Genomic DNA, 22,809 nt, shown 5'->3' with positions numbered 1-22,809 from the left:
ACGCCAGTAATCGCGAGGCGGCAAGACATGATCATTTCCTTCGACATCGGCGGCTCGGCCATCAAGGGCGGCATTGCCCGCTCCGAAGCGGACATCACCCCCATGGGCCGCAAGCCGACCCCCAAGGACGACTTCGCTGCCTTCGTCGAGACTATCCGCAGTTTCATCACGGAAAGCGGCGAACAGCCCTCGCGCGTTGCGCTTTCAATTGCCGGTGTCGTCGATCCGGATACTCAGCGGCTCACCTGCGCCAACATTCCCTGCATTCACGGCCGCGATCTCGCAGCCGAGCTGGAGGCGGAACTCGGCCTGCCGGTGCTGATCGCCAATGATGCCGATTGTTTCGCCATGGCAGAGGCCGAACTCGGAGCAGGACGTGGCCACCGCATCGTACTTGGTGCCATTCTCGGCACCGGCGTCGGTGGCGGCCTTGTCTCCGACGGGCGATTGATCAACGCCTCGGGCGGCTTTGCCGGTGAATGGGGCCACGGCCCGATCATCGCCTCGGAAGCAGGAAACCCGCCCGCCAGAATCCCGGCCTATCCCTGCGGCTGCGGCCAGAAGGGCTGCGTCGACACCGTCGGCGGCGCCCGCGGCCTCGAGCGCCTGCACAAGACGCTGCATGATCTCGATTTCTCCAGCGAGGAGATCATTGCGCAATGGCAGCAGGGTGATGAGAAGGCGACGCGCACCATCGACGTCTATACCGATCTCGTGGCATCGCCGCTGGCCCTGACTGTCAACATCACAGGCGCAACGATCGTCCCGGTCGGTGGCGGCTTGTCGAATGTCGAGCAGCTGCTCGCCGAACTCGACAGGGCGGTCCGTCAGCGGATCCTGCGCAAGTTCGACCGGCCGCTGGTCGTTCGCAGCGAATGCCGTGTCGAGCCCGGCCTGATCGGCGCCGCCATTCTCGGCCTCAAGGCCGAGGCAGCCTGAACGCACCTGATCTGAAAGCGAAAACGGCGCGGCCGAAGCCGCGCCATCTTCACTCTGCGGCCATCGCCGGCGGATGATGCTCATCCGCGTCTTCCTGGTCGGCGTTGGCCTGCCCGCCCGTCGCATCCTTCGGCTCGCGGCCAAAGAACAGCGCATAGCCGGCGGGCAGAACGAAGATCGTCAGCAGGGTGGCAACCAGAATGCCGCCCATCATGGCATAGGCAAGCGGACCCCAGAAAACGCCGCGTGAGATCGGGATCAGCGCCAGGACAGCGGTCAGCGCCGTCAGCATGATTGGCCTGAAGCGGCGGACGGCGGCACCAACGATCGCCTCCTGCCGGTGCATCCCCGCCTTGATATCCTGGTCGATCTGGTCGACGAGGATGATCGAGTTGCGGATGATGATCCCAAGCAGCGCGATGACGCCAAGGATCGCCACGAAGCCGAACGGCGCACCGCTGATCAGCAAGGCGCTAGCCGCGCCGATGATGCCGAGCGGACCGGTCGCAAAGACCAGCATCGCCTTGCCGAAATGCTGCAGCTGCGCCATCAGCAGGATCATGATGACGACGAGCATGATCGGCGCCTTGGCGGCAATCGAATCCTGGCTCTCGGCAGCATCTTCAGCACCGCCCTGAATCTGCACCTGATAGCCGGCGGGCAAGCTGTCGCGCAGCCCCTTCATGTCGGCATACATCTTCATGGCAACGTCGTTCGGCTGCACGCCGTCAGGCAACGTGGCACGCACGCTGATCGTCGGCAGGCGGTTGCGGCGCCATTCGATGCCCTGCTCCATCACTGGAACCACCTTGGCAATCTGCGACACCGGCACGAAGCCGCCGAAATCGGTCGGCACATAGACCGAGTTGACGGCCGAGAGCAGCGAACGGCTCGTCTCCGACTCCCGGGCGACGATCGACACCGTCTCTTCGCCGTCGCGGAAGTCGTCGAGCGGTGCACCGGACATCGCTGTCTGCAGCATCTGCCGGACGCGCTGCGAGGTGACACCCAGCGAACGGGCGCGATCCTGGTCGATGATGAGCTTCATCGCCGGCACCGGTTCTAGCCAGTCGTCGTGGATGGCACCGAGTTCGGGGTTCTCGGCAAACTTGGCCTTCACCTCGTCGGCAATCCGGCGCACTTCCTGGCGGTCGGGCCCCATGACGCGCATCTGCACGGGCCAGCCGGTCGGCGGTCCCAGGAACAGGCGATCGACCTTGCCGCGGATATCGGGGAAGTCTTCGGCCAGGATCGTCCTGAGCTTGACGATCAGCCGCTCACGCGCCGGTTCATCATTCGCCATGATCAGGAGCTGGGCAAAGTTCGGATTGGCAAGCTGCTGATCGAGCGGCAGGAAGAACCGCGGCGCACCTTCGCCGATATAGGTGGCGATGAACTTCTTGTCCGGATCCGCCATCATCTTGGCTTCGAGAGCCTTCGCCTTGGTCTCGACGTCCTTGATGCTGGTGCCCTCGGGCAGCCAGAGATCGAGAAGGATTTCGGGACGCGAGGACTGCGGGAAGAAGTTCTGCGGAATGAACTGGAAACTCCAGAGACTGGTGACAAAGGCACCGACGGTGATAAGGAGCACGATGGCGCGATGGCGCACAGCCCAGCCGACGCTGTTGCGCAGGCCGCGATAAAAGCGCGTATCGAAGACATCGTGATGCTCGCCGGTATGATGCCGCTGCTTCAGGATCATGTAGCCGAGCCATGGCGTGAAATAGACCGCCACGAACCATGAAACGATAAGCGCGATACCGACGACATAAAACAGCGAACGGACATATTCACCGGCGGTCGATGCCGCAAAGCCGACGGGAATGAACCCGGCTATGGTGATCAACGTGCCGGTCAACATCGGGAAGGCTGTCGATGAATAGGCGAAACTTGCCGCCTCGACCTTCACCAGTCCCTCTTCGAGTTTTCGCTCCATCATCTCGACGACGATCATCGCATCATCGACGAGAAGGCCGAGCGCGATGATCAATGCACCGAGCGAGATGCGCTGCAGGTCGATGCCGAGCTCGTACATGATGGCGAATGTGGCCGCGAGCACCAAGGGGATCGCAATGGCGATCACCAGACCGGAGCGCCAGCCGATCGACAGGAACGAGACGATAAGCACGATCACCAGCGCTTCGCCCAGCGCATGCATGAACTCGCTGATCGCATCGGTCACGACATCGGGCTGGTTGGAAATCTGATCGACAGCCACGCCATAGGGCAGCGCCTTCTCGAAGCGCTCGTAGGTCGCTTCGACATCCTTGCCGACATCGGTGACCTTGAAGCCCTTGGCCATGACGACGCCGACCTGGACACTCTCATGACCGTTGAAGCGGTACTTGCGCTGATAGGGATCCTCGAGACCGGAATAGACGGTGGCGATATCGCCAAGGCGGGTCACCTGATTGCCGGAGCGCAACCGCAGTTCCCTGATATCCTCGACCTTGCGGACATCGCCTTCGACCGAGATGCGCACGGACCGCAGGCCGGTATCGACCGAACCTGCCGGATCGACATTGTTCTGGCCCTTGATCGCGTTCTGCAGATCGATGACGGTCAGGCCGCGTTCGGCCAGCGCCTTGGAGGAGACGTCGATATAGATCTTTTCCGGCTGATCGCCGATGATGACGGCCTTCTCGACACCAGGCGTCGTCAGCAGCATGTCACGCGCCTGGATCGCGAATTTCTTCAGCTCCGGATAGGAATAGCCGTCGCCACTGATCGAATGCAGCGTGATGAACGTATCGCCGAACTCGTCGTTGAAATAGGGGCCGAGCAGGCCCTGCGGCAGCTCGCTGGCGATATCGCCGACCTTCTTGCGAACCTGGTAGAAAGCGTCGGCGACGTCGGCCGAACTGGTGTCGCCCTTCACCTGAACGGTGATGATGGAGCTGCCGGCACGGGTATAGGATTTCACCCAATCGAGATGCGGAGTTTCCTGCAGCTTGCGCTCGATCTTGTTGGTGACCTGGTCTTCCATCTCCTGAATAGAGGAGCCCGGCCAGACGGCCTGCACGACCATGACGCGGAAGGTAAAATCCGGGTCTTCTTTTTGGCCCATGCGCATCAGCCCGAGCACCCCAGTGATCAGGATGAGGCCGAAGAGGAAGCGGGCGATGCTCGGATGGCCGATTGCCCAGCGCGACAGATTGAACGGGCGCTTCTCGGTGGTGTCGTTGCTGTCCATGACCTGTGTCCCTCTCGCTACGCCTTACTCGACGGCGCTGGTCGCTTCGGTGGAAGCGGCCTGCTGATCGGGCAGCTTGACCTTGAGGTTCTCGGTCATGAACTGCGTGCCGGCAGCAACGACGATATCGCCGCTCTGCAGGCCTTCGGTGACGCTGACGCCGTCGCCAGTGAAATCGGCAATCTTGATCTCGCGGGCATGGACGGTCGCAGCATTGCGGTCGACGATCCAGACGATCTTCTTGCCATCCTTTTCCGCCAATGCCGTCAGCGGCACGGCAACGTCAGGATTGGTGTTGGTGACATTGGCCTCGACGGTCGCGGTCATGCCAAGAAGCACGCGCGGATCATTCGGCAGGCTGACGCGGACGGAAAAGGTCCGCGACTGCGGATCGGCCGCACCCGAGACTTCGCGAACCTTGCCCTGCAGAACCAGCTTGTCATCGGACCAGAAGTTCGCCTTGACGGGTTTGCCAGGCTTGAACTCGGCAATATCGTTCTCCGGCACCGCGATCTGCACTTCCTTCTCGCCATCGACAGCCACTGCTACGACGGGCGTACCCGAAGCCACGACCTGCCCCGTATCGGCATTGATCGCGGTCACGATGCCGTTCTGATCGGCCTGCAGCGCAGCATAGCTCACCTGGTTTTTCGCCTGATCGAGCGACGACAGAGCGGCATCGCGCGTCGATACCGCCTGATCGTAGGTCAGCGACGCTTGCTCAAGCTGTGATTTCGAGGCGACGCTCTTGTCGAAGAGCTGGATGGCACGCTTGTTGGCCAGATCGGCGGTTTGTACGCCCTTTTCAGCCGCAGCTAGATTGGCTTCAGCACTCTTCACGGCAAGCTCGTAGTCGGTCGCATCGACGCGTGCCAAGAGGTCACCTGGCTTGACGCGGTCGCCGATATTGACGGCGCGTTCGGTGATCTTGCCGGCAACGCGGAAGCCGAGATTCATCTCGGTGCGCGCCTTGACGGCGCCGGAATAATCAAGCGCCCGCGTGTCGCCGGCCTTGGCGATCTCGACGACCTTCACGGGCCGCAACACTTGCGGGGCTTCCGCCTTCTTCTCGTCGCTGCAGCCGGAAAGGCCGAGACTGAGAGCGCCGGCGAGCGCAAGACTGAAAATGGACGGCATGAGGCGGCTATTGAGCGAAATCATCTTCGCGCTCCCGATCTTTCAAAGGTTATAGGGCGGCCGAACCGCCTGTTATTTCAATGCTTTCAGAGAGAATTCGACGAGCTCGTCAATCGTCGCCCGATTGGTCTTGGCAAGACACTGAGCAACGATTTGCGGATGGCACAGGGTGACCGTCGCCGCACCGAAACAACGCGAAGCCGCATCCGCGTCCTGTTCGGCAAACTCACCGGCCGCAATCCCCTCGCGGATCACGTCGGCAAGCAATGCATGAATGCTGTCGATATGCTTGTCGATCACGTGCCAATCGCGCTCGATCGCGACGACCACCATTTCGTGAACCTTTTCGCGATCGAGCATGGTGTCGACCGTCATCTGATACTGGCCATGCACGAAAAGCCGCAGCCGCTCCGAAGCGCTGAGCGGCAAATGGCAGGCGTCATAGGCCTGCTTGTAGCCTGCGGCCAGCATGCGTCCGCAGATCGCCTGGTGGATTTCCACCTTGGATGCAAAGAACCGGTAGATGTTGGCCGGCGACATGCCCAGATCACGGGCGACGTCGGCAACGGTCGTCTTGGCATATCCGTAATGACGGAAAAGCTTTTCCGCCGAATCCAGAATGCGCGTCACATTCTCCTGACGGCTGCTTTCGATCGTGGCTTCTGCAATTTCGCCCATGCTTCGGGTGGCCTCACTTACGACTGACGAATTTTGAATTTCGTCAGTCGTAAGATATCAGCCATCACATGTCAATCAGTGAATCAAACGTAAAAATGCCGCGGCCAACGGGCGCGCGGCATTGTATGAATGTTTTCAAATGGATCAGGAAAGCGTGACGTCGAGCGTGATCGGCACGGCCGACAGCGCCTTGGAAACCGGGCACCCGGCCTTGGCCTTGTTGGCAAGCTCGGTGAACTTCGCCTGATCGGCGCCCGGTACCTTGCCGGACAGCGAAAGATGGATGGCGGTGATCGCAAAGCCGCCTTCGACGCTTTCCAACGTCACCTTCGCCGTCGTCTCCATGCTCTCGGCCGTCAGCCCGGCTTCACCGAGGATCAGTGAAAGCGCCATCGTGAAGCAACCGGCATGCGCCGCGCCGATCAGCTCTTCCGGATTGGTACCGGGAACGCCTTCGAAACGCGTTGCAAAGCCATAGGGCTGCTCCTTGAGAGCGCCGCTCTGGGTCGAAATCTTGCCCTTGCCATCCTTGAGCCCGCCGGACCATTGGGCCGATGCTGTGCGATTGATCTGCATGCCGTCCTCCGTTGCGATTGAAACCTGAAGTGGCCAATGCCGCCACCGCGGAAGGCATCACCTTCCTTGGCGCAATATAAGGCTCGATCTCGCATTGGCGACCACCACGCGAAAATCATTCAGGCCGGATGCTGCTGCACGCTCAAACCGCCATCAACAGTCAGACAGGTGGCATTCATGAACGGGCATTCGTCAGAGATCATGAAGACGGCGGCCATGGCGATCTCCTCCGGCGTGGCGATCCGCCCGCCGGGATGAAGCTTCATCGTTTCGGCCTTGGCGGCCTCCGGATCGGGAAAACCGTTCCAGTAATCGATGACCTTCTGGGTCGCGACATAGCCCGGCGCCAGCGCGTTCACGCGGATATTCTTCGCCGCATATTCGAGCCCCAGCGACTTGGTCATGCCGAGCAACGCATGCTTTGCAAGCGGATAGGGAAATGTATGCTGGATGATGGTGAAGGCATGCGTAGAGGCGATATTGAGGATCACGCCGCCGCCCTGCTCGATCAATCCAGGCAGCACGGATTTCGCGCAGTTCCAGGCGCCCTTGAGATTGATGTCGAAGCAGCGGTCCCATTCCGCATCGCTTGTTTCAAGCGGCTCGGCAAAGACATTGACGCCGGCATTATTGACCAGCGCGTTGATCGGCCCGATTTCCGAGGCAGCCTGTGAAACGGCAGCCGCGATCGCCGGAACATCGGTAATATCGGCGCGCATATACCCAACGCGGCCGCCCTTTGCGCGAAGCCCGGCCGCGGCTGCGGCAAGACGCGCCTCGTCGGTATCGATGAGGAAGACGGCAGCGTCCTCGCGTACGAAGGCCTCGGCAATCGCCAGGCCGATGCCCTGCGCCGCACCTGTGATCAGCACGCGCTTTCCCTTGAGACGCTCCACCAAAATTTCCTCCGTCAGATTTCCAAGGCCGAAAGGCTGATCGCCATTTGCCCCGCAAGGCTCTCGCCGGGCTGCAGCACGACAAGGCCGCCAAACTCGGGCATGTGATGGCCATTCGGCAAGTGGGTCATCGGCTCGAAGCAGAAGAAATCCGCCTCGCCGCCGGGTGTATAGATCATGTAGTTGCCGAAGACCGGATCCGCCTCGATCTCAGCCATAAGCTTCAGCTCCGGCCAGACGAGGCGGGCACGACCATCCCAGCCTTCGAAGGCATTGTTGATCCACTGCGGCGGAACAGTTCGAGGCCGCGAGAAATCGAGCAGTTCGGGCACTTGCCCCCGCCTATCCGGCAGATGGCCGTCCCGCTCGGCCCAGAAATGCCGCGCTGGAGCGGTCAACGACATCTGCGCCGTCAGCAGGAAATAGGGATGAAAGCCGAGACCGAACGGCAGCGGCGCATCGCCGCTGTTCGTCACGCTGAGCGTGTTCACCAGGCAATTGCCGGAAATCGAAAAACTCTGCGACGCCTGATAGCTATACGGAGAAAGATCATCGGCAGCGTGGCGGAAGGTCATGTCCACCTGTTGGCGGCTGAGGGAGACGATATCCCATAGCCCGAGCCAGCCATCCCCATGCAGATAGAGCGGATCGGCCGTGTTGGGGCGGAAGCAATAATCGCGGCCGCCAACGGTCATCACATTGTCGCCGACCCGGTTGCCGAAAGGCACCAGAGGGAAACTGGCGGAGCCGCCATCGGCACCGCCAGCGGCCACCATGAAGGCACGGCCGCGAAAACTGGCGCTGTGGATCGCGCCGCCAAGACGGGACAGGGAGATTTGAAGATCGCCATCGGCGATCCGGATCTCCTCCATGTCCGCAGACCCGCTCACCCGCGCCGTCCGGCCGCCGACGATCTCAGATTGTCGAGCAGAACGGCAATCAGCAGGATCAGGCCGCGCACGACATACTGGTAGAAGGCCTGAATGTTCAGCAGGTTCATGACGTTTTCGGCAATCCCCATGATCAGTACGCCGACAATGACACCGGTCATCGCCGCACGCCCGCCGGCCAGCGACACGCCGCCGAGGACGCAGGCGGAAATGACCGAGAGCTCAAGCCCGGTCGCCGCGTTCGGCTGACCGGAGGTGATGCGTGAGGCAAGCAGAATACCGGCGATGGCGCAGACCAGACCCTGCAGCGCAAAGATCCAGATGCGCATGTTGACGACGTTGACGCCGGCAAGGCGTGAGGCTTCCGGATTGCCGCCGATGGCGAGCGTGTTCTTGCCGAAGACCGTGCGGTTCAGCACGAAGCCGAAGACGATAAACAGCGCGATCATGAACCAGATCGGCGTCGGCACCGTCAGGAAACGCGACAGCGCCAGCTGGTAGAAAGAAGGATCGTTGATCCCAACAGCACGGCCATCCGACGCAATCAGCGCGAAGCCGCGAACGATCTGCATCGTTGCCAGCGTGGTGATCAGCGCATTGATGCGGAACTTGGCGATAACCACACCGTTGATGACGCCGACGATGCTGCCGCAGATCAGCGCCGCCAGCAGGCCGAGCGGGATCGAGCCGGTCGAATTCGACACCATGACGGCGATCATGCCGGAGAAGGCGACCGTTGAGCCGACGGACAGGTCGAAGTCGCGCGACGCCAGGCAGAACATCATCGTGCAGGCAACGATGCCGATGGTGACCACCGACTGCAGCAGGCCGAGCATGTTGCGTTCCGTCAGGAAGCTAGGAACAAAGATCGAGACGATGACGAAGGCAATGGCGAAGATCACCACGAGGCCCTGTTCGCCGAGAAGGATTTTTTTCAACGAGTTCATCGTGCTGTTCCTGAATTAGATTGTGCCGGCGGCATTCTTGTCGGGCAGTGCCGCGGTCAGAATGCTGCGTTCGTCGAAATCGGCGCGTGCCACATTGGCGGCAACCCGGCCCTGGCACATGACCATGATGCGATCCGAAATGCCCATCACCTCCGGCAACTCGCTGGAGATGACGACGATCGCCATGCCACCGGCCGCAAGCTCATAGAGGATTTCGTAAATCTCGGACTTGGCGCCGACATCGATGCCGCGTGTCGGCTCGTCGATGACGAAGACCTTCACACCCTGCTCCGAAAGCCAGCGGCCAAGGATGACCTTCTGCTGGTTGCCACCCGACAGATTGATGATGTCCTGCTTGCGCGATGGCGTCCGCACCCGAAGCTTGGCGATGAACTGGTCGGCGACCGAAGCTTCCTTCTTCGGGTTCAGCACACCGAAGGGCGAGAAGTGGCGGCGCGAGGAAATCGCGATGTTTTCCTGAATCGACCGTCCCTGAATGATGCCGTCGAACTTGCGATCCTCAGGGCAGAGAACCATTCCCGCATTGATTGCCGCTTTCGGATTATTGGGCGAGACGGCAACGCCGTCGATCGCCACCGCGCCCTGGTGCCGGTGATCGGCGCCATAGAGCAGCCGCGCCATTTCACTGCGCCCTGCCCCAATGAGGCCGAAAAAGCCGAGGATTTCGCCCTGACGGACAGAGAAGCTGATCGGGTTGCGCAGCTTCGAGCCGGAGAGGTTCTTCACCTCCAGCCTGACGCCGCCAAGCGGCCGCTCGCGCCAGCCCCAGATATTACTGATCTCGCGCCCGACCATCTCGGCGATGATCTGATCACGCGTAGTATCGGCGACTTTTGGATGATGGGCCGCAAGCTTGCCGTCACGCAAAACGGTCAGGCTGTCGCAGAGACGGAAGATTTCGTCCAGCCGGTGCGAGACATAGAGAATGACGGTGCCTTTGGACTTCAGCTTCTCGATCAGCGAGAAGAGAATCTCGCTTTCGCGTGAGGACAGCGAAGATGTCGGCTCATCGAGCGCGATCACCCGCGCATCCAGCATCACAGCCTTGGCAATCTCCACCATCTGGCGGGCACCGATCGACAGCGTCGCAACCTTTGCCGAAGGATCGACATCGATGCCGATATCATCGAGCTTGGCGCGTACCGTCTCGATCAGCGTCTTGCTATCGATGACCCCGGCCTTGCCCGGGAAGCGGCCGAGCCAGAGGTTTTCGGCAACGGTCAGCTCGGGAACGAGCTGAAGTTCCTGGTGAATGACGATAATGCCAGCGTTAAAGGCATCGCGGACGGAGCTGTATTTCTGCTCCTCACCATCGATGACGATCGTGCCCTCATCGGCCGACTGATCGCCCGAGAGGATCCGGATCAACGTCGATTTGCCGGCGCCGTTCTCACCCATCAGTCCATGGACGGCGCCCTTTTCGACACCGAACGAGACATTGGAGAGCGCCTGCACGCCCGGATAGCCTTTGGAAATGGTCTTGAATTCGAGGAAAGCCATCATCGCTCCATCGAGAAAGAGCCCGGCGGCAGATATGCGCCGCCGGGATTAAAATCACCTTGGGAGGATGATTATTCGATGCCGAGATCCTTGCGAACCTTTTCGTAATCGCCGCGCAGGGCCAGCGAACCGGAGGTCAGCGTCAGCTTGGCCGGTTCCTTGCCGTTGGCGATCCAGTCGTACATGTTCATGGCGGTTTCGTAGCCATGACGCTTCGGCGAGATGATGACGGTGCCGAAGAAGCCGGTTGCGGCAGGCTTTTTGAACTCGTTGATCGCCGAGTCGGCGCCACCGATGCCGACGCCGATCACGTGGTCAGCAGCAATACCGACCGATTCCGATGCACGGACCGCGCCGAGAACGGCTTCGTCATTGAGACCGAAAGCAACCCAGTACTTGACATCGGCATGCTTGTTGAGAACGGTCGTCGCCGCGTTCAGAGCAGCTTCCGTATCGGTCTTGGCCTGCGGCGCATCGAAGATGTTTTCAGCCGGGAAACCGGCGGTCTTCAGAACCGAGATCGCACCCTCGACGCGATCGACCGCAGTCGGAAGCTGGTCGTAGGAGACGCGGATCGCGCCGACATTCTTCATGTCCCAGCCGCGCTTCTTGATCTCGTCAACAAGCGCCTGGCCGACGGTCTCGCCGATCTTGGTGGCGGAAATACCCATATGTGGAACGTCTTCCAGCGGCTTGCCATCGGCATCGACCAGGCGGTCGTCAACGGTCATGACCTTCAGCTGGTTGGCGGCAGCCTTGGCGACGATGCCGGGGCCGAGCTTGACGTCAGGTGTGCAGACGATGAAGCCCTGAGCGCCTTGGGCGCCGAGATTGTCAATCGCCGACTGAACCTTCTCGCCGTCTTCGGCGCCGATCTTGACGACCGTGAAGCCCTTTTCCTTGGCGGCCTGGTCGGCGAACTTCCATTCGTCCTGGAACCAAGGCTCTTCCGGCTGCTTGACGATGAAGCCGATCTTGACGTCTTCGGCGAAGGCGGAGCCGGCGGCCAGAATGGCAAATGTGCCAGCCAGGATGGCTGCTTTGAACAAGCGCATGTCTCTCTCCCTAACTCTCAAAAATGAGCATCTGCCTCCCAGGCAGTACGATAGAATTAAGTTAAATCATCATACCAGTCAATTGCCTTTGTATGATGATTGGAATAATAAGATAATATCAAGCGTGCCGGGAGGAGCCGTCGCAAAGGAAATCGAATTCGGCTAAGACGGTTCGGTTTGCTTCGCGGGCAAGGAAAGCGGAGAGGTCATTTGGATTCCATCGAGCAGCAGAGTGGGGATGCAAATCCGCGCATCGGAAGCCGTCCGCGCGTGCGCAAGAATGTGACAGCTGCCATGGCCGAGGACATCTTCTCCGAGCGCTATCCGGCCGGATCGCCTTTGCCGCGCGAAAACGATCTCTGCGAGCTCTATGGCGTCAGCCGCACCGTGATTCGCGAATCCCTCAAGGTGCTGGAGTCCAAGGGGCTGGTGCGCGGCAAGCCGCGGATCGGCACCTCGGTTTGCGACCGCGACGACTGGAATATCATCGACGCCGAAGTGCTCGAATGGATGGGACCTTATATCAAGGACTTCGATCTGCTCGGCTGCATTCTGGAAGCACGCCGCACGATCGAACCGGCAGCCGCGGAATATGCCGCCGAACGGGCGACGACCCAGGAAATCGCCGATCTCGACAGCGCCTGGCGCCAGATGCGGGATTCCGCCGGCGATCCCGAAGCCTTCACCGATGCCGACGTGACCTTCCATGCCGTGCTTCTCAAGGCGAGCCATAACCAGGTCTTCCGGCGCCTGCTCAGCGCCATCCATGCTGCGCTGAAATATGCGCTGCATGCCTCGAACATTGCCGTCGAAAGCCGCGAGGACGCCGTTGCCGTGCATGGCGAGCTTGTCGAGGCGCTGAGGCTGCGCAACCGCGCCAAGGCACGTGAATGCGCCAATCGCATGCTGGATCTGGCCGTGCGCGATCTGGCTGCCGCCGAAAAGGCGATCGGCCGGACCAAGTAAACAGACAGGCGGCACCGCCGCAGACGCAACACGAGAAGAATGAAAGCCCGACTCCATGAAGATCACCAAGCTCACGACCTACATCGTTCCGCCGCGCTGGCTGTTTCTGAAGATCGAGACGGATGAGGGTGTCGTCGGCTGGGGCGAACCGGTGGTCGAAGGACGCGCGCTGACGGTCGAGGCCGCCGTCCACGAGCTGGCCGATTATCTCGTCGGCAAGGATCCTTTTTTGATCGAAGATCACTGGACGGTCATGTATCGCGGCGGCTTCTACCGCGGCGGCGCCGTCCACATGAGCGCGATTTCGGGCATCGACCAGGCGCTGTGGGACATCAAGGGCAAGGCGCTCGGCCAGCCCATCCACTCGCTCCTCGGCGGCCAGGTGCGCGACCGCATCAAGGTCTATTCCTGGATCGGCGGCGACCGCCCCTCCGACGTTGCCCGCAACGCCAAGGACGTCGTCGCCCGTGGCTTCAAAGCGATCAAGCTCAACGGCTGCGAGGAAATGCAGATCGTCGATTCCAACGAAAAGATCGATCGCGCCGTCGAGACCATCGCCACTATCCGCGAAGCGATAGGCCCGCATATCGGCATCGGCGTCGATTTCCACGGCCGCGTCCACAAGCCGATGGCCAAGGTGCTCGCCAAGGAACTCGAGCCCTACAAGCTGATGTTCATCGAGGAACCGGTGCTCTCGGAACACCGCGAAACGCTGAAGGAAATCGCCAACCATTGCTCGACGCCGATCGCGCTCGGCGAGCGGCTCTATTCGCGCTGGGACTTCAAGTCGGTTCTGACAGACGGCTATGTCGATATCATCCAGCCGGATCTCTCCCATGCCGGCGGCATCACCGAATGCCGCAAGATCGCCTCGATGGCCGAAGCCTATGACGTGGCGCTCGCCCCGCATTGCCCGCTCGGCCCGATCGCACTTGCCGCCTGCCTGCAGGTCGATGCGATCAGCTACAACGCCTTCATCCAGGAACAGAGCCTCGGCATCCACTACAACAAGGGCAACGACATCCTCGATTACATCTCCAACAAGGAGGTGTTCCAGTATGCCGATGGTTTCGTTTCCATCCCGCAGGGACCGGGTCTCGGCATCGAGGTGGACGAAGCCTATGTCATCGAGCGCGCCAAGGAAGGTCACCGCTGGCGCAACCCGATCTGGCGCCACGAAGATGGCAGCTTCGCGGAATGGTAAGATAACGAGGGCCGCGAAAGCGGCCCTTCTGCTTTCCGGAGCGGCGGCAGGACCAGACAACGGCACCAAACTGTGCCGTTAGTTACCTGCGCCCAGCCACGCTGTCTCCAGCGTATAAAGAGCCTGCGGGCGCTTGACGCCGCGCAGCGCATAACGCCCGATACAGGCGAGTTCGGCGCGATCCTCGCTCGGGATCGTATCGGCAAATTCCGACGAAATGAGCACGTTGAAATCCACCGACCTGCACATCGAGGCGATGCGGCTGACCTCGTTGACGGCAGGGCCGATGACGGTGAAGTCGAGCCGCTCCTGGCTGCCGATATTGCCGTAGAAGACATCGCCAATATGCAGGCCAAGATAGACATCGGTCGTTGGCCGGCTATCGATCGTGCGCGCCGCATTGAGCTTGGCGAGCTTTTCGCGAAGCAGCCGCTCGGCCTTCAGCGCCGCGCAACAGGCCTCCGAAGGATCCTCGCCCTTGAAGATCGCCAGCACGCCATCTCCGATCAGCTTCAGAACATTGCCGCCGGACTCGTGGATCGCCGAAATCACCACTTCGCTATACTCGTTCAGGAATGGCAGGATCTCTTCCGGCGAGGCGTTGTCGGAGATCCTCGTATAGTTCAGCAGATCCGAGAACCAGAGAGCCGCCGAGATCCGTTCTGACTTGCCGCGGCTGATCTTGCCTTCCATGACCTGACGCGCCGCATCTTCGCCCAGATAGACCTCGGCGATGGTTCGCGCGATGCGGCCGAGTGCGATACATTTGATCGCCAGCGCCAGCACCGGCACCAGCTTGCGCAGGATCACGAGATCATGGTCCGAAAAGCCTTCCGGGTGACGCGTCGAGAAATGTGAGAAAAAACAGTCCATCTCGCCGATGGTGCCTTCCTTCTCGAAGCGGTGGATCAACGCGACGTAATCGGTATGGCCGAGCTCGGCCATCTTCTCCAGCATCTGGAAATCGGCGGGATCGCCGAAGCCGATACGGCGGCGAACCTCGTTTTCGGTGCCCGCCCAGAGATAATAGAAGGCGGAGCGCTTCCAGCTTTCCAGCGCTTCCCCCTCACCGGTCGGTCCATATTCGAATTCGGATTCGATCTCCTGTTCGCTGTCAAAGCGAAAGGCACGTCCCTCGTGCACCGGATGCAGCGTATCCATCAGCGCCATGCCGCGGTCGATCTGCAGACCCTTGTCACGGCAGGCGATGCAGAAGCCGTCGAGCAACTCGGACTCGGTTGCGCCCTTCAGGCCCTGTTCCGTCAGCCAGGTCGCGATGGTTCCAATGTCGCTGTATTCCATGCCATCCACCTCCCTGTTCGGCCAACAACTATCCGGATTTCGTCCCATGAGAAAGAAAAACAAGAGAGTGGCAGTCAGTCACCAGATGGCATGTTGAACGGCGTGATGATCTCGACGGCCGAAAGCGGCCCGTGGCCGTTTCGCTGCGCCTTCGAAGAGCGGTCGAGGATGGCGCGAAAAGCCGAGCGCGCATCGGTGCGCAAATCATGATGCAGGACGAAATTGATCTTGCCCGATGCCAGCAAGCCGCGGTTATCGGCATCGAGATCATGCGCCACGAACACCCGCAACGGCCGCCCCGACGCCTCGAAGGCGGCAAGCACCGCCCTGTTGCCGCCGCCGATCGAATAGACGGCATCGATCGCCCGGTTCGCCGCAAGCGCCTCGGCCGCAAGCGTCCCCGTCGCCGCATCCGTCCCATGCCCCTCGCTGATTTCGGTGATCCCGATCGACGGATAGCGCTCGCGGATGATGCGGCGAAAGCCGATCTCGCGCTCTTCCTCTCCCCTGAACCGTCCGCTTGACAGCGTCACCAGCACATGACCCGGCCGCTCTCCCATCTGCGAACCGATCAGATAGGCAGCCGTCTCCCCCGCCGCCCGGTTGTCGGCGCCGGCATAGGCCGCGCGCGGCGAATTCGGCAGATCGGTGACCAGCGTAACGACAGGAATCTTGGCCTCGTCGGCCCGCCGTACGGCGGCAATGACATCGGGCACATCGGGCGCTTTCAGCACGATACCGTGCGTTCCGCGAAGCCGGATGCGGTCGATCAGCTGCACCAGCTCGGCCGGTCTCATGACTTCGGCGAAGTGGAATCGGCAGCGGAACACGGTCGGCAGCAGCGTCGCGACCTCCGCCTCGAATGCAGCCCGGACAGCATTACTGAACCGCTCCGGCGTCTCCATGACGATATCGATCGACAGCTTCCGGCTGGCGGCCTCGGCACCCGCCTGCTGCTTCTCCAGTTCGGCAATCGCCGCTTTCACGCGCTGCCCGGTCTGGCGGCGCACTCCGGGCCGCTCGTTCAGCACCCGATCGACGGTCGCCGTGCTGAGCCCGGCCTGGAAGGCGATATCCTTGACGAGGAAATGGTGCGGCATCGGCGCAGTTCTGATGGTTTTTTGATGGATCGCTGATCTATATCAGCAAATGCTGCGGCGTATAGTGCCCTCCATCAGCGATTGGAGGAGCACCTGATGAAAACCGACAACCTGCAGAAACTGCGCGCCGACCGCGTCTGGCTGACCGAAGACGCCTGCGATCTCGGCGATTTTCGCGATCTGGCCGAGAAGACGACCTTGCTCGCAGACTACCCAAATGCCGATAGCGTCGAGAAAAACGTGCTGATCTACGACAGCCGTAAGGTCGTCGCAGCGATCGCCGATCCCGAGGGCCGCCGCGCTGTGCTGGCGGAAATCTGCGAGGCCTTCGGCGACGGTCCCGGCGTGGTCGTCTTCAAACGTGCCTACGAGGATACCTCTGTCATCGACCGTGCCAGCAAGATCTTCGACGAGATCATCGAGGAACAGCACCGCAGCTCGACCGGCGGCGGCGACCACTTTGCCAAGCCGGGCGCCAATGATCGCATCTGGAATTCGCTGGAAAAGCACTGCCTGGCCGATCCCGAGAATTTCGCCCGCTACTATGCCAATCCGATCATTGCGATTGCCAGCGAAGCCTGGCTCGGGCCGAGCTACCAGATGACGGCGCAGGTCAACCGGGTCAATCCGGGCGGTGCCGCTCAGTCCGCCCACCGCGATTATCACCTCGGCTTCCAATCCTCCAAGGTAATCGAACAGTTTCCCGCCCACGTCCACAAGCTCTCGCCGGTGCTGACGCTGCAGGGCGCGGTTGCCCATTGCGACATGCCGCTCGAAAGCGGACCGACGCTTTTCCTGCCGCATAGCCAGACCTATGTGCCGGGCTACCTCGCGCTCAAGCGCCAGGAATTCAAGGATTACTTCGACAAGCACCATATCCAGCTGCCGCTGCAGAAGGGCGACCTGGTCTTCTTCAACCCGGCCCTTTTCCATGCCGCAGGCACCAACCGCTCTGCCGATATCAAGCGCGTCGCAAACCTCCTGCAGGTCTCCTCCGCCTTCGGCCGGGCCATGGAAACGGTCAACCGCGAGCGCATGAGCGCCAAGTTGTTCCCGGCGCTGAAAAAGCTGAAAGGACAGCTTTCGGAAACCGATATCGTCAACGCCGTCGCCTCCTGCGCCGAGGGCTATTCCTTCCCGACCAACCTCGACCGCGACCCGCCGGTCGGCGGCCTGGCGCCGAAGACGCAGGCACAGTTGATGCATGAGGCGCTGAAGGAAGGCTGGAGCGATGAAGCCTTTGCCAAGGCGCTTGCGGATCAGGCGGAAAAGAAGCTGACGTAAGAGCAGGAGCCCCCTCATCCGCCCTTGGGCACCTTCTCCTCTCGGGGAGAAGGTGGCGGCAGCCGGATGAGGGGGCCACACGCACGAACCAACCCGCCTCTCGCACCCGCGAGGGGCTATTTGCATATCAATCAACGGAGGAACCACATGAGCACAGACTTGAGCCGCCTCGACGGCAAGATCGCCATCGTCACCGGTGGCACCCAGGGCCTTGGCGCCACCATCGCCCGGCTGTTTGCCAAACGCGGCGCCAAGGGCATCGTCATCTGCGGCCGCAATGAAGCGAAGGGCAAAGCCAAGGCGGAGGAGCTCTCGGCCGAAACCGGCGCCAAGGTCGTCTATGTCAAGGCCGATCTCGGCAAGGTCGAGGACGCGCAGAACGTTGTGCGCGCTTGCGACCAGACCTTCGGCCGCGTCGATGCCTTGGTGAACGCCGCCGCGATCACCGACCGCGGCACCATTCTCGACACCAGCCCCGAGCTCTTCGACCAGATGTTCGCCGTCAACGTCAAGGCGCCTTTCTTCCTGATCCAGGAGGCGGTCAAGGTGATGCGGCGCGAGAAGATCGAAGGCACGATCGTCAATATCGGCTCGATGTCGGCGAAAGCCGGTCAGCCCTTCATCGCCGCCTACTGTGCCTCCAAGGGCGCGCTGGAGACGCTGACCAAAAACACCGCCTATGCCCTGCTGCGCAACCGCATCCGCGTCAACGGTCTGAACATCGGCTGGATGTCGTCGGAGGGCGAAGACCGGATCCAGCGGGAATATCATGGCGCCGCCGAGGACTGGCTGGCAAAGGCCGCCGCAAGCCAGCCCTTCGGCCGCCTTGTCGATCCCGAGGAGGTGGCCCGCGCCTGCGCTTATCTCTCGTCTGCGGAATCTGGCCTGATGACTGGCTCGGTTATCTGCTTCGACCAATCGATCTGGGGTGCCTACGACGGCTCCCCGCATCCGGTCGCCGCTCTCTAAGTGACTGCCGGAGCCCGGTAATTTTCAGCGCCGGGCTCTGGCACGTCTCACCGTTTGTCGTTACGAAAGACGCATCCATTGCTTTGGGAGGAGCATATCCGTGTCCGAAAACCCGCTCTACGATATCCGTGACGAACGCTTCAATGGCCTGACCGCCGGCAGTGCCCGGCTTGAAGAGCTCTATAGCGGCTGCCGCTGGGCCGAAGGTCCCGTCTGGTTCTCCGATTGGAACTGCCTGCTCTGGAGCGACATTCCAAACGAGCGGATGATGCGCTGGGTTCCTGATGGCACGGTCTCCATCTTCCGCTCGCCATCCAACTACGTGAACGGCAATACCCGCGACCGCCAGGGACGGCTTGTCTCTTGCGAGCATGGCGGACGACGGGTGACGCGCACCGAACCGGATGGCCGCATCACGGTTCTTGCCGAAAGCTATGAAGGCAAGCGGCTGAACTCTCCCAACGACGTGGTCGTCAAATCCGATGGCTCGATCTGGTTCACCGACCCGAGCTACGGCATCATGTCGGACTATGAAGGCCACAAGGCCGAACCCGAGCAGCAAACCCGCAACGTCTATCGCATCGATCCGCAAAGCGGCAAAATCGATGCCGTCGTCACCGACTTCATCCAGCCGAACGGCCTTGCCTTCTCGCCCGATGAAAAACAGCTCTATATCGCCGATTCAGGTTCATCGAACCATGACGTACCCCGCCACATCCGCGTCTTCGACGTTATCGATGGCAAGACGCTGGCAAACAGCCGCTACTTCTGCTCGATCGACAAGGGCGTGCCCGACGGTTTCCGCTTCGACCTTTCGGGCAATCTCTGGAGCAGCGCGGCCGACGGCGTCCACTGCTTTGCGCCCGATGGCACTCTCCTCGGCAAGATCCTGGTACCGCAGACGGTATCGAACATTTGCTTCGGCGGCATCAAGAAGAACCGCCTTTTCATCACCGCGACACAGTCGCTCTATTCGATCTACACGACCGTCAATGGTGCACAGTACCCGTAACTGATCACGAGGCGCGACGGGCGGATTGGCGGAGCCCCCGCTGAAACACCTGCTTCATCTCGGCAAACCCGTCAAAGCCAAGATGCTGGGCGAAGCGGACGACGCTTGTCTGCGAGACATTGCAGCGCTCGGCGATCTTCTGGCTGCTTTCGAAAGCGAAAACGTCGGGCCGCTCGGCAGCCAGCCGGGCAAGCGCTGCCAGCCGCTCCGGCACGTTTCGATAGACGACAGCCCAGAACGTCTTGCTGATGAGAAACTCGTGAACGTCGCTTTCGGCCTTCAGCGATATCAGCTGCATCGTCTCTCTCCTTGAAGGACCCGCCCGCGGAGGCCGGAGCAAATCCGCCCCAACCCCCACGGGAGGAAGCTCAGACTTTTCCGTCGGGACGGCCGTGAAGCGCCTCGGCGCGATGCCAGTTTTCCAGGATGCGGCCATCCCTGTGCTTCTGCTGCGCCCAGCGGATACCGTTCGAGATGACCTGATGGATGATCTTGTCGTGATAGATGGGATAGGTCTCATGGCCCGGGCTGAAGAAGAAGATGCGCCCGCGGCCGCGCTGCCAGGTGCAGCCGCTGCGGAACACTTCGCCGCCCGAATACCAAGAGATGAAGATCAGCTCGTCCGGCTGCGGAATGTCGAAGGGCTCGCCATACATTTCCGAGGCGTTGACCTCGAAATAGGGCGGCAGTCCCTCGGCGATCGGATGCGAGGGATTGATGACCCAGACGCGCTCCAGATCGCCAGCCGGCGACTCGCGCCAGGAGAGATTGGCATTGGTGCCCATCAGGCGGCGGAACAGCTTCGAGTGGTGGCCGGAATGCAGGATAACGAGACCCATGCCCTTCAGCACCCGCTGCTGGATGCGGTCGATCAACCCGTCGCTTACCTCTTCATGCGCCATGTGGCCCCACCAGAGCAGCACGTCGGTATCATTGAGCAGCGCGTCAGGCAGGCCTTCATCCGGATCATCGAGCGTGCCGCGGCGGATCTCGAAATCGGCGTGCTTGATGCCGGCGGCAATCGCGCCGTCGATCCGGTCAGGATAGATATCCTGTACTTCCTTGTGCACCTGCTCGTGGCGGCCTTCGTTCCAGATCGTAACCTTGATCGTCATGGTATCCTCGAATGTTATGAAGCTTGAGCCGGACGGATGACCCGTCCCGACGCGTCGAAGAGATGGCAGGCAGCCGGATCGGCCGTCAGCGAAACGCGGTCACCGGGCCGCACCGCGACATCGCCGTCCGAGCGGACGACGATCGGATCCCTGGTCGTGCCAACGGTGATGTAGGTCTCGACGCCGAGACGCTCGACGATCCCCACCTCGGCATTGAAGTTACCCTTCCCATCGGCCGCGATTTTCAGATGCTCGGGCCGCACGCCGAGGCGCACCTCGCCCTGGGGAACATCGGTCGCACCGGACATGTCCATCGCCAGGCCGATCGTGCTTTCCAGATGCAGATTTCCGCCCTGCCGTGTCGCGGTCATCGGAATGACGTTCATCTTTGGCGAGCCAATGAAGGTAGCGACGAACTCGTTTTCAGGTTTGTGATAGAGATCCATCGGCGCGCCCTGCTGGGCCACCGTTCCCTTGTTCAGCACGACGATCCGGTCGGCCATCGTCATCGCTTCCACCTGATCGTGGGTGACGTAAACGACAGTCGCCTTCAGCTCCCGGTGCAGGCGCTGCAGCTCGGCACGCATCTGTACGCGTAGTGCGGAATCGAGGTTCGACAGCGGCTCATCGAACAGGATCAGCGACGGCTTCTTGATGATCGCCCGGCCGATAGCGACACGCTGGCGCTGACCGCCGGATAGGGCGGCCGGGCGGCGGTTGAGGTAATCGGTCAGCTGCAGGATCTCGGCAACGCCTTCCACCTGCTTGCGGATCTCCGCTTCCGGCACCTTCTTCAGACTGAGCGAAAAGCCGATATTCTCCGCCACCGTCATATGCGGATAGAGTGCATAGGACTGGAACACCATGGCGATGCCGCGCTTGTCTGGCGGCACGTCGTTGATGCGCTGGCCGTTGAGGACGAGGTCGCCATCATCGATGCCCTCGAGACCGGCGATCATCCGCAGCAATGTGGACTTACCGCAACCGGAGGGGCCGACGAAGACGGCGAATTCGCCATCATTGACGGTAATGTCGACGCCCTTGATGACTTCGAGCGCACCGTAGAATTTGCGGACGTTCTTCAGATTGATCATTCGGTTTCTCTTTCTTGTCTCAGCCCTTCACGCCGCCAGAAAATGTCTGGACGAGGAAGCGCCGCGCGAAGCCGAAGGCGATGACGGCAGGCAGGAGGTAGATGAAGGCAAGGGCGGCGAGCAGGCCGTAATCGATCTCGTTGATGCGCAGGAAGGCGCGGAAGAGACCGAGCGGCAGCGTCTGCAGCTCCGGCGACGACAGGAAGATCAGCGGCAGCAGGAAATCGCCCCAGGCCGACATGAAGGTGAAGAGCCCGGCAGCCGCGAGACCCGGCAGCGCCAGCGGGATCAGCACCCGGCGGATGCGCTGCACCATGGTGGCGCCGTCCATGACGGCCGCCTCTTCATAATCCCGCGGCAGACCATCGAAGAAGGTCTTCATGATCCAGAGCGCCAGCGGCAGCTGCATGGTGGCGAGCACCAGCATGATGCCGAGATAGCCGTCGATGAAACCGGTCCAGCGCATGATGTCGCGTGCATAGCTGCCGAAAATCGGCCGGAGGATCGCGCCCTCGGCATTGTTGAGCGTCAGCAGGAACTTGTAGAGCGGCACCACCAGCGCGGTCGGCGGCAGCACGCGGATCAAGAGGATCGTATAAAGGAACGGCAGCTTCCACCAGGCACGGGTGCGCGACAGCGCATAGCCGCCAAGCCCTGCCAGAACCATGACGATAAGGGTCGCGCCGCCGACGATGAACAGCGAGTTGAAAAGCCACCGGCCGCCATCCTCCTTGACGAAGACGCGGGCATAATTCCCAAGGCTCCACTGCTCCGGCCAGCGCAGGAAGAGCTGCGCATTGCCATCGAGGGAGGCAAGCAGCACCCAGAAGAACGGCACGGCGCAGAAGATCGAGATGACCGACAGCGTCGCATAGGCCATCAGGTCTGAGCGCGTCTTGTTGGCGCTTTCGCTCGGAGAGATCACCGCCAT

General features: G+C 61.3%; 21 protein-coding genes. 6 read left to right on the top strand and 15 right to left on the bottom strand.

Features of this window, described 5'->3' with window-relative positions:
- Positions 1-27 precede the first annotated feature (27 nt).
- On the top strand, positions 28-939 hold the full coding sequence (locus tag J2X43_RS20790) for an ROK family protein (RefSeq protein ID WP_310296786.1): 912 nt from the start codon (positions 28-30) through the stop codon (positions 937-939).
- Between the two features lie 49 nt (positions 940-988).
- Here J2X43_RS20790 and J2X43_RS20785 read toward each other — a convergent pair whose 3' ends face one another.
- The 9 genes from J2X43_RS20785 to J2X43_RS20745 all read right to left on the bottom strand — a co-directional run bounded on the left by J2X43_RS20785 (position 989) and on the right by J2X43_RS20745 (position 11,832).
- Positions 989-4,132, bottom strand: coding sequence for an efflux RND transporter permease subunit (locus J2X43_RS20785; protein WP_310296784.1), 3,144 nt, complete (start codon positions 4,130-4,132; stop codon positions 989-991).
- A 24-nt stretch (positions 4,133-4,156) separates the two neighbouring features.
- Positions 4,157-5,293 (bottom strand): efflux RND transporter periplasmic adaptor subunit, encoded by a 1,137-nt coding sequence (locus J2X43_RS20780; protein WP_310296782.1) that lies wholly within the window; start codon positions 5,291-5,293, stop codon positions 4,157-4,159.
- A 48-nt stretch (positions 5,294-5,341) separates the two neighbouring features.
- Positions 5,342-5,947: a TetR family transcriptional regulator gene (locus J2X43_RS20775; RefSeq protein WP_112385665.1), complete on the bottom strand. Its 606-nt coding sequence runs from the start codon at positions 5,945-5,947 to the stop codon at positions 5,342-5,344.
- A gap of 144 nt (positions 5,948-6,091) precedes the next feature.
- A complete protein-coding gene (locus tag J2X43_RS20770) occupies positions 6,092-6,523 on the bottom strand; it encodes an OsmC family protein (RefSeq protein WP_112516875.1) in 432 nt (143 codons plus the stop codon).
- A 119-nt stretch (positions 6,524-6,642) separates the two neighbouring features.
- Complete coding sequence (locus J2X43_RS20765; RefSeq protein ID WP_310296779.1) at positions 6,643-7,422, bottom strand: SDR family oxidoreductase; 780 nt, start codon at positions 7,420-7,422, stop codon at positions 6,643-6,645.
- Positions 7,423-7,433: 11 nt separating this feature from the next.
- Positions 7,434-8,309 (bottom strand): aldose 1-epimerase, encoded by an 876-nt coding sequence (locus tag J2X43_RS20760; protein ID WP_310296777.1) that lies wholly within the window; start codon positions 8,307-8,309, stop codon positions 7,434-7,436.
- On the bottom strand, positions 8,306-9,256 hold the full coding sequence (araH, locus tag J2X43_RS20755; protein WP_310296775.1) for an L-arabinose ABC transporter permease AraH: 951 nt from the start codon (positions 9,254-9,256) through the stop codon (positions 8,306-8,308). Before araH ends, J2X43_RS20760 begins: the two co-directional genes overlap by 4 nt.
- A 15-nt stretch (positions 9,257-9,271) precedes the next feature.
- Positions 9,272-10,777: an L-arabinose ABC transporter ATP-binding protein AraG gene (araG, locus tag J2X43_RS20750; RefSeq protein ID WP_310296773.1), complete on the bottom strand. Its 1,506-nt coding sequence runs from the start codon at positions 10,775-10,777 to the stop codon at positions 9,272-9,274.
- A 71-nt stretch (positions 10,778-10,848) separates the two neighbouring features.
- Entirely contained in the window at positions 10,849-11,832 is a 984-nt protein-coding gene (locus J2X43_RS20745; protein ID WP_112385670.1) for an arabinose ABC transporter substrate-binding protein, read from the bottom strand.
- A 210-nt stretch (positions 11,833-12,042) separates the two neighbouring features.
- On the opposite strand from J2X43_RS20745, the gene J2X43_RS20740 reads away from it, so the two are divergent.
- The gene (locus tag J2X43_RS20740; protein ID WP_112385671.1) at positions 12,043-12,798 is read left to right on the top strand and encodes a FadR/GntR family transcriptional regulator; all 756 of its coding nucleotides are present in this window, start codon (positions 12,043-12,045) and stop codon (positions 12,796-12,798) included.
- A gap of 55 nt (positions 12,799-12,853) precedes the next feature.
- A complete protein-coding gene (dgoD, locus tag J2X43_RS20735) occupies positions 12,854-14,002 on the top strand; it encodes a galactonate dehydratase (RefSeq protein ID WP_112537097.1) in 1,149 nt (382 codons plus the stop codon).
- A 78-nt stretch (positions 14,003-14,080) separates the two neighbouring features.
- On the opposite strand, the gene J2X43_RS20730 is transcribed toward dgoD, so the two are convergent.
- Positions 14,081-15,304: an adenylate/guanylate cyclase domain-containing protein gene (locus J2X43_RS20730; protein ID WP_310296769.1), complete on the bottom strand. Its 1,224-nt coding sequence runs from the start codon at positions 15,302-15,304 to the stop codon at positions 14,081-14,083.
- A gap of 74 nt (positions 15,305-15,378) precedes the next feature.
- On the bottom strand, positions 15,379-16,404 hold the full coding sequence (locus tag J2X43_RS20725) for a LacI family DNA-binding transcriptional regulator (RefSeq protein ID WP_310296767.1): 1,026 nt from the start codon (positions 16,402-16,404) through the stop codon (positions 15,379-15,381).
- A 96-nt stretch (positions 16,405-16,500) separates the two neighbouring features.
- Between J2X43_RS20725 and J2X43_RS20720 the strand changes: the two genes are divergently transcribed.
- The 3 genes from J2X43_RS20720 to J2X43_RS20710 all read left to right on the top strand — a co-directional run bounded on the left by J2X43_RS20720 (position 16,501) and on the right by J2X43_RS20710 (position 19,669).
- The gene (locus tag J2X43_RS20720) at positions 16,501-17,688 is read left to right on the top strand and encodes a phytanoyl-CoA dioxygenase family protein (RefSeq protein ID WP_310296765.1); all 1,188 of its coding nucleotides are present in this window, start codon (positions 16,501-16,503) and stop codon (positions 17,686-17,688) included.
- Between the two features lie 147 nt (positions 17,689-17,835).
- Entirely contained in the window at positions 17,836-18,657 is an 822-nt protein-coding gene (locus J2X43_RS20715) for an SDR family oxidoreductase (RefSeq protein ID WP_310296762.1), read from the top strand.
- Positions 18,658-18,757: 100 nt separating this feature from the next.
- Positions 18,758-19,669 carry an SMP-30/gluconolactonase/LRE family protein gene (locus J2X43_RS20710; protein WP_310296760.1) on the top strand — a complete coding sequence of 304 codons (912 nt, stop codon included), beginning with the start codon at positions 18,758-18,760 and terminating at the stop codon, positions 19,667-19,669.
- Between the two features lie 4 nt (positions 19,670-19,673).
- On the opposite strand, the gene J2X43_RS20705 is transcribed toward J2X43_RS20710, so the two are convergent.
- From J2X43_RS20705 to J2X43_RS20690, 4 genes are all read right to left on the bottom strand, one after another.
- The gene (locus J2X43_RS20705) at positions 19,674-19,967 is read right to left on the bottom strand and encodes a hypothetical protein (protein ID WP_310296758.1); all 294 of its coding nucleotides are present in this window, start codon (positions 19,965-19,967) and stop codon (positions 19,674-19,676) included.
- Between the two features lie 70 nt (positions 19,968-20,037).
- Positions 20,038-20,784 carry a ThuA domain-containing protein gene (locus tag J2X43_RS20700; RefSeq protein WP_310296756.1) on the bottom strand — a complete coding sequence of 249 codons (747 nt, stop codon included), beginning with the start codon at positions 20,782-20,784 and terminating at the stop codon, positions 20,038-20,040.
- A 14-nt stretch (positions 20,785-20,798) separates the two neighbouring features.
- Complete coding sequence (locus tag J2X43_RS20695) at positions 20,799-21,878, bottom strand: ABC transporter ATP-binding protein (RefSeq protein ID WP_310296754.1); 1,080 nt, start codon at positions 21,876-21,878, stop codon at positions 20,799-20,801.
- A 19-nt stretch (positions 21,879-21,897) separates the two neighbouring features.
- Complete coding sequence (locus tag J2X43_RS20690) at positions 21,898-22,809, bottom strand: carbohydrate ABC transporter permease (protein WP_310296752.1); 912 nt, start codon at positions 22,807-22,809, stop codon at positions 21,898-21,900.

Origin of the sequence: Rhizobium sp. BE258 (genome assembly GCF_031457345.1) — a bacterium.
Taxonomy (GTDB): domain Bacteria; phylum Pseudomonadota; class Alphaproteobacteria; order Rhizobiales; family Rhizobiaceae; genus Rhizobium.
The sequence above is the reverse complement of the archived record's forward strand: the minus strand, read 5'-3'. Positions and strand labels throughout refer to the sequence as shown.

Bases quoted from the DNA above. Each gene is read 5' to 3' on its own strand.
- J2X43_RS20775 (WP_112385665.1), bottom strand. From the start codon at position 5,947: ATGGGCGAAATTGCAGAAGCCACGATCGAAAGCAGCCGTCAGGAGAAT.
- J2X43_RS20715 (WP_310296762.1), top strand. From the start codon at position 17,836: ATGAGCACAGACTTGAGCCGCCTCGACGGCAAGATCGCCATCGTCACC.
- araG (WP_310296773.1), bottom strand. From the start codon at position 10,777: ATGGCTTTCCTCGAATTCAAGACCATTTCCAAAGGCTATCCGGGCGTG.
- dgoD (WP_112537097.1), top strand. From the start codon at position 12,854: ATGAAGATCACCAAGCTCACGACCTACATCGTTCCGCCGCGCTGGCTG.
- J2X43_RS20700 (WP_310296756.1), bottom strand. From the start codon at position 20,784: ATGACGATCAAGGTTACGATCTGGAACGAAGGCCGCCACGAGCAGGTG.
- J2X43_RS20690 (WP_310296752.1), bottom strand. From the start codon at position 22,809: ATGGCGGTGATCTCTCCGAGCGAAAGCGCCAACAAGACGCGCTCAGAC.
- J2X43_RS20745 (WP_112385670.1), bottom strand. From the start codon at position 11,832: ATGCGCTTGTTCAAAGCAGCCATCCTGGCTGGCACATTTGCCATTCTG.
- J2X43_RS20725 (WP_310296767.1), bottom strand. From the start codon at position 16,404: ATGCCGCACCATTTCCTCGTCAAGGATATCGCCTTCCAGGCCGGGCTC.
- J2X43_RS20720 (WP_310296765.1), top strand. From the start codon at position 16,501: ATGAAAACCGACAACCTGCAGAAACTGCGCGCCGACCGCGTCTGGCTG.
- J2X43_RS20695 (WP_310296754.1), bottom strand. From the start codon at position 21,878: ATGATCAATCTGAAGAACGTCCGCAAATTCTACGGTGCGCTCGAAGTC.
- araH (WP_310296775.1), bottom strand. From the start codon at position 9,256: ATGAACTCGTTGAAAAAAATCCTTCTCGGCGAACAGGGCCTCGTGGTG.
- J2X43_RS20790 (WP_310296786.1), top strand. From the start codon at position 28: ATGATCATTTCCTTCGACATCGGCGGCTCGGCCATCAAGGGCGGCATT.
- J2X43_RS20780 (WP_310296782.1), bottom strand. From the start codon at position 5,293: ATGATTTCGCTCAATAGCCGCCTCATGCCGTCCATTTTCAGTCTTGCG.
- J2X43_RS20785 (WP_310296784.1), bottom strand. From the start codon at position 4,132: ATGGACAGCAACGACACCACCGAGAAGCGCCCGTTCAATCTGTCGCGC.
- J2X43_RS20730 (WP_310296769.1), bottom strand. From the start codon at position 15,304: ATGGAATACAGCGACATTGGAACCATCGCGACCTGGCTGACGGAACAG.
- J2X43_RS20705 (WP_310296758.1), bottom strand. From the start codon at position 19,967: ATGCAGCTGATATCGCTGAAGGCCGAAAGCGACGTTCACGAGTTTCTC.
- J2X43_RS20770 (WP_112516875.1), bottom strand. From the start codon at position 6,523: ATGCAGATCAATCGCACAGCATCGGCCCAATGGTCCGGCGGGCTCAAG.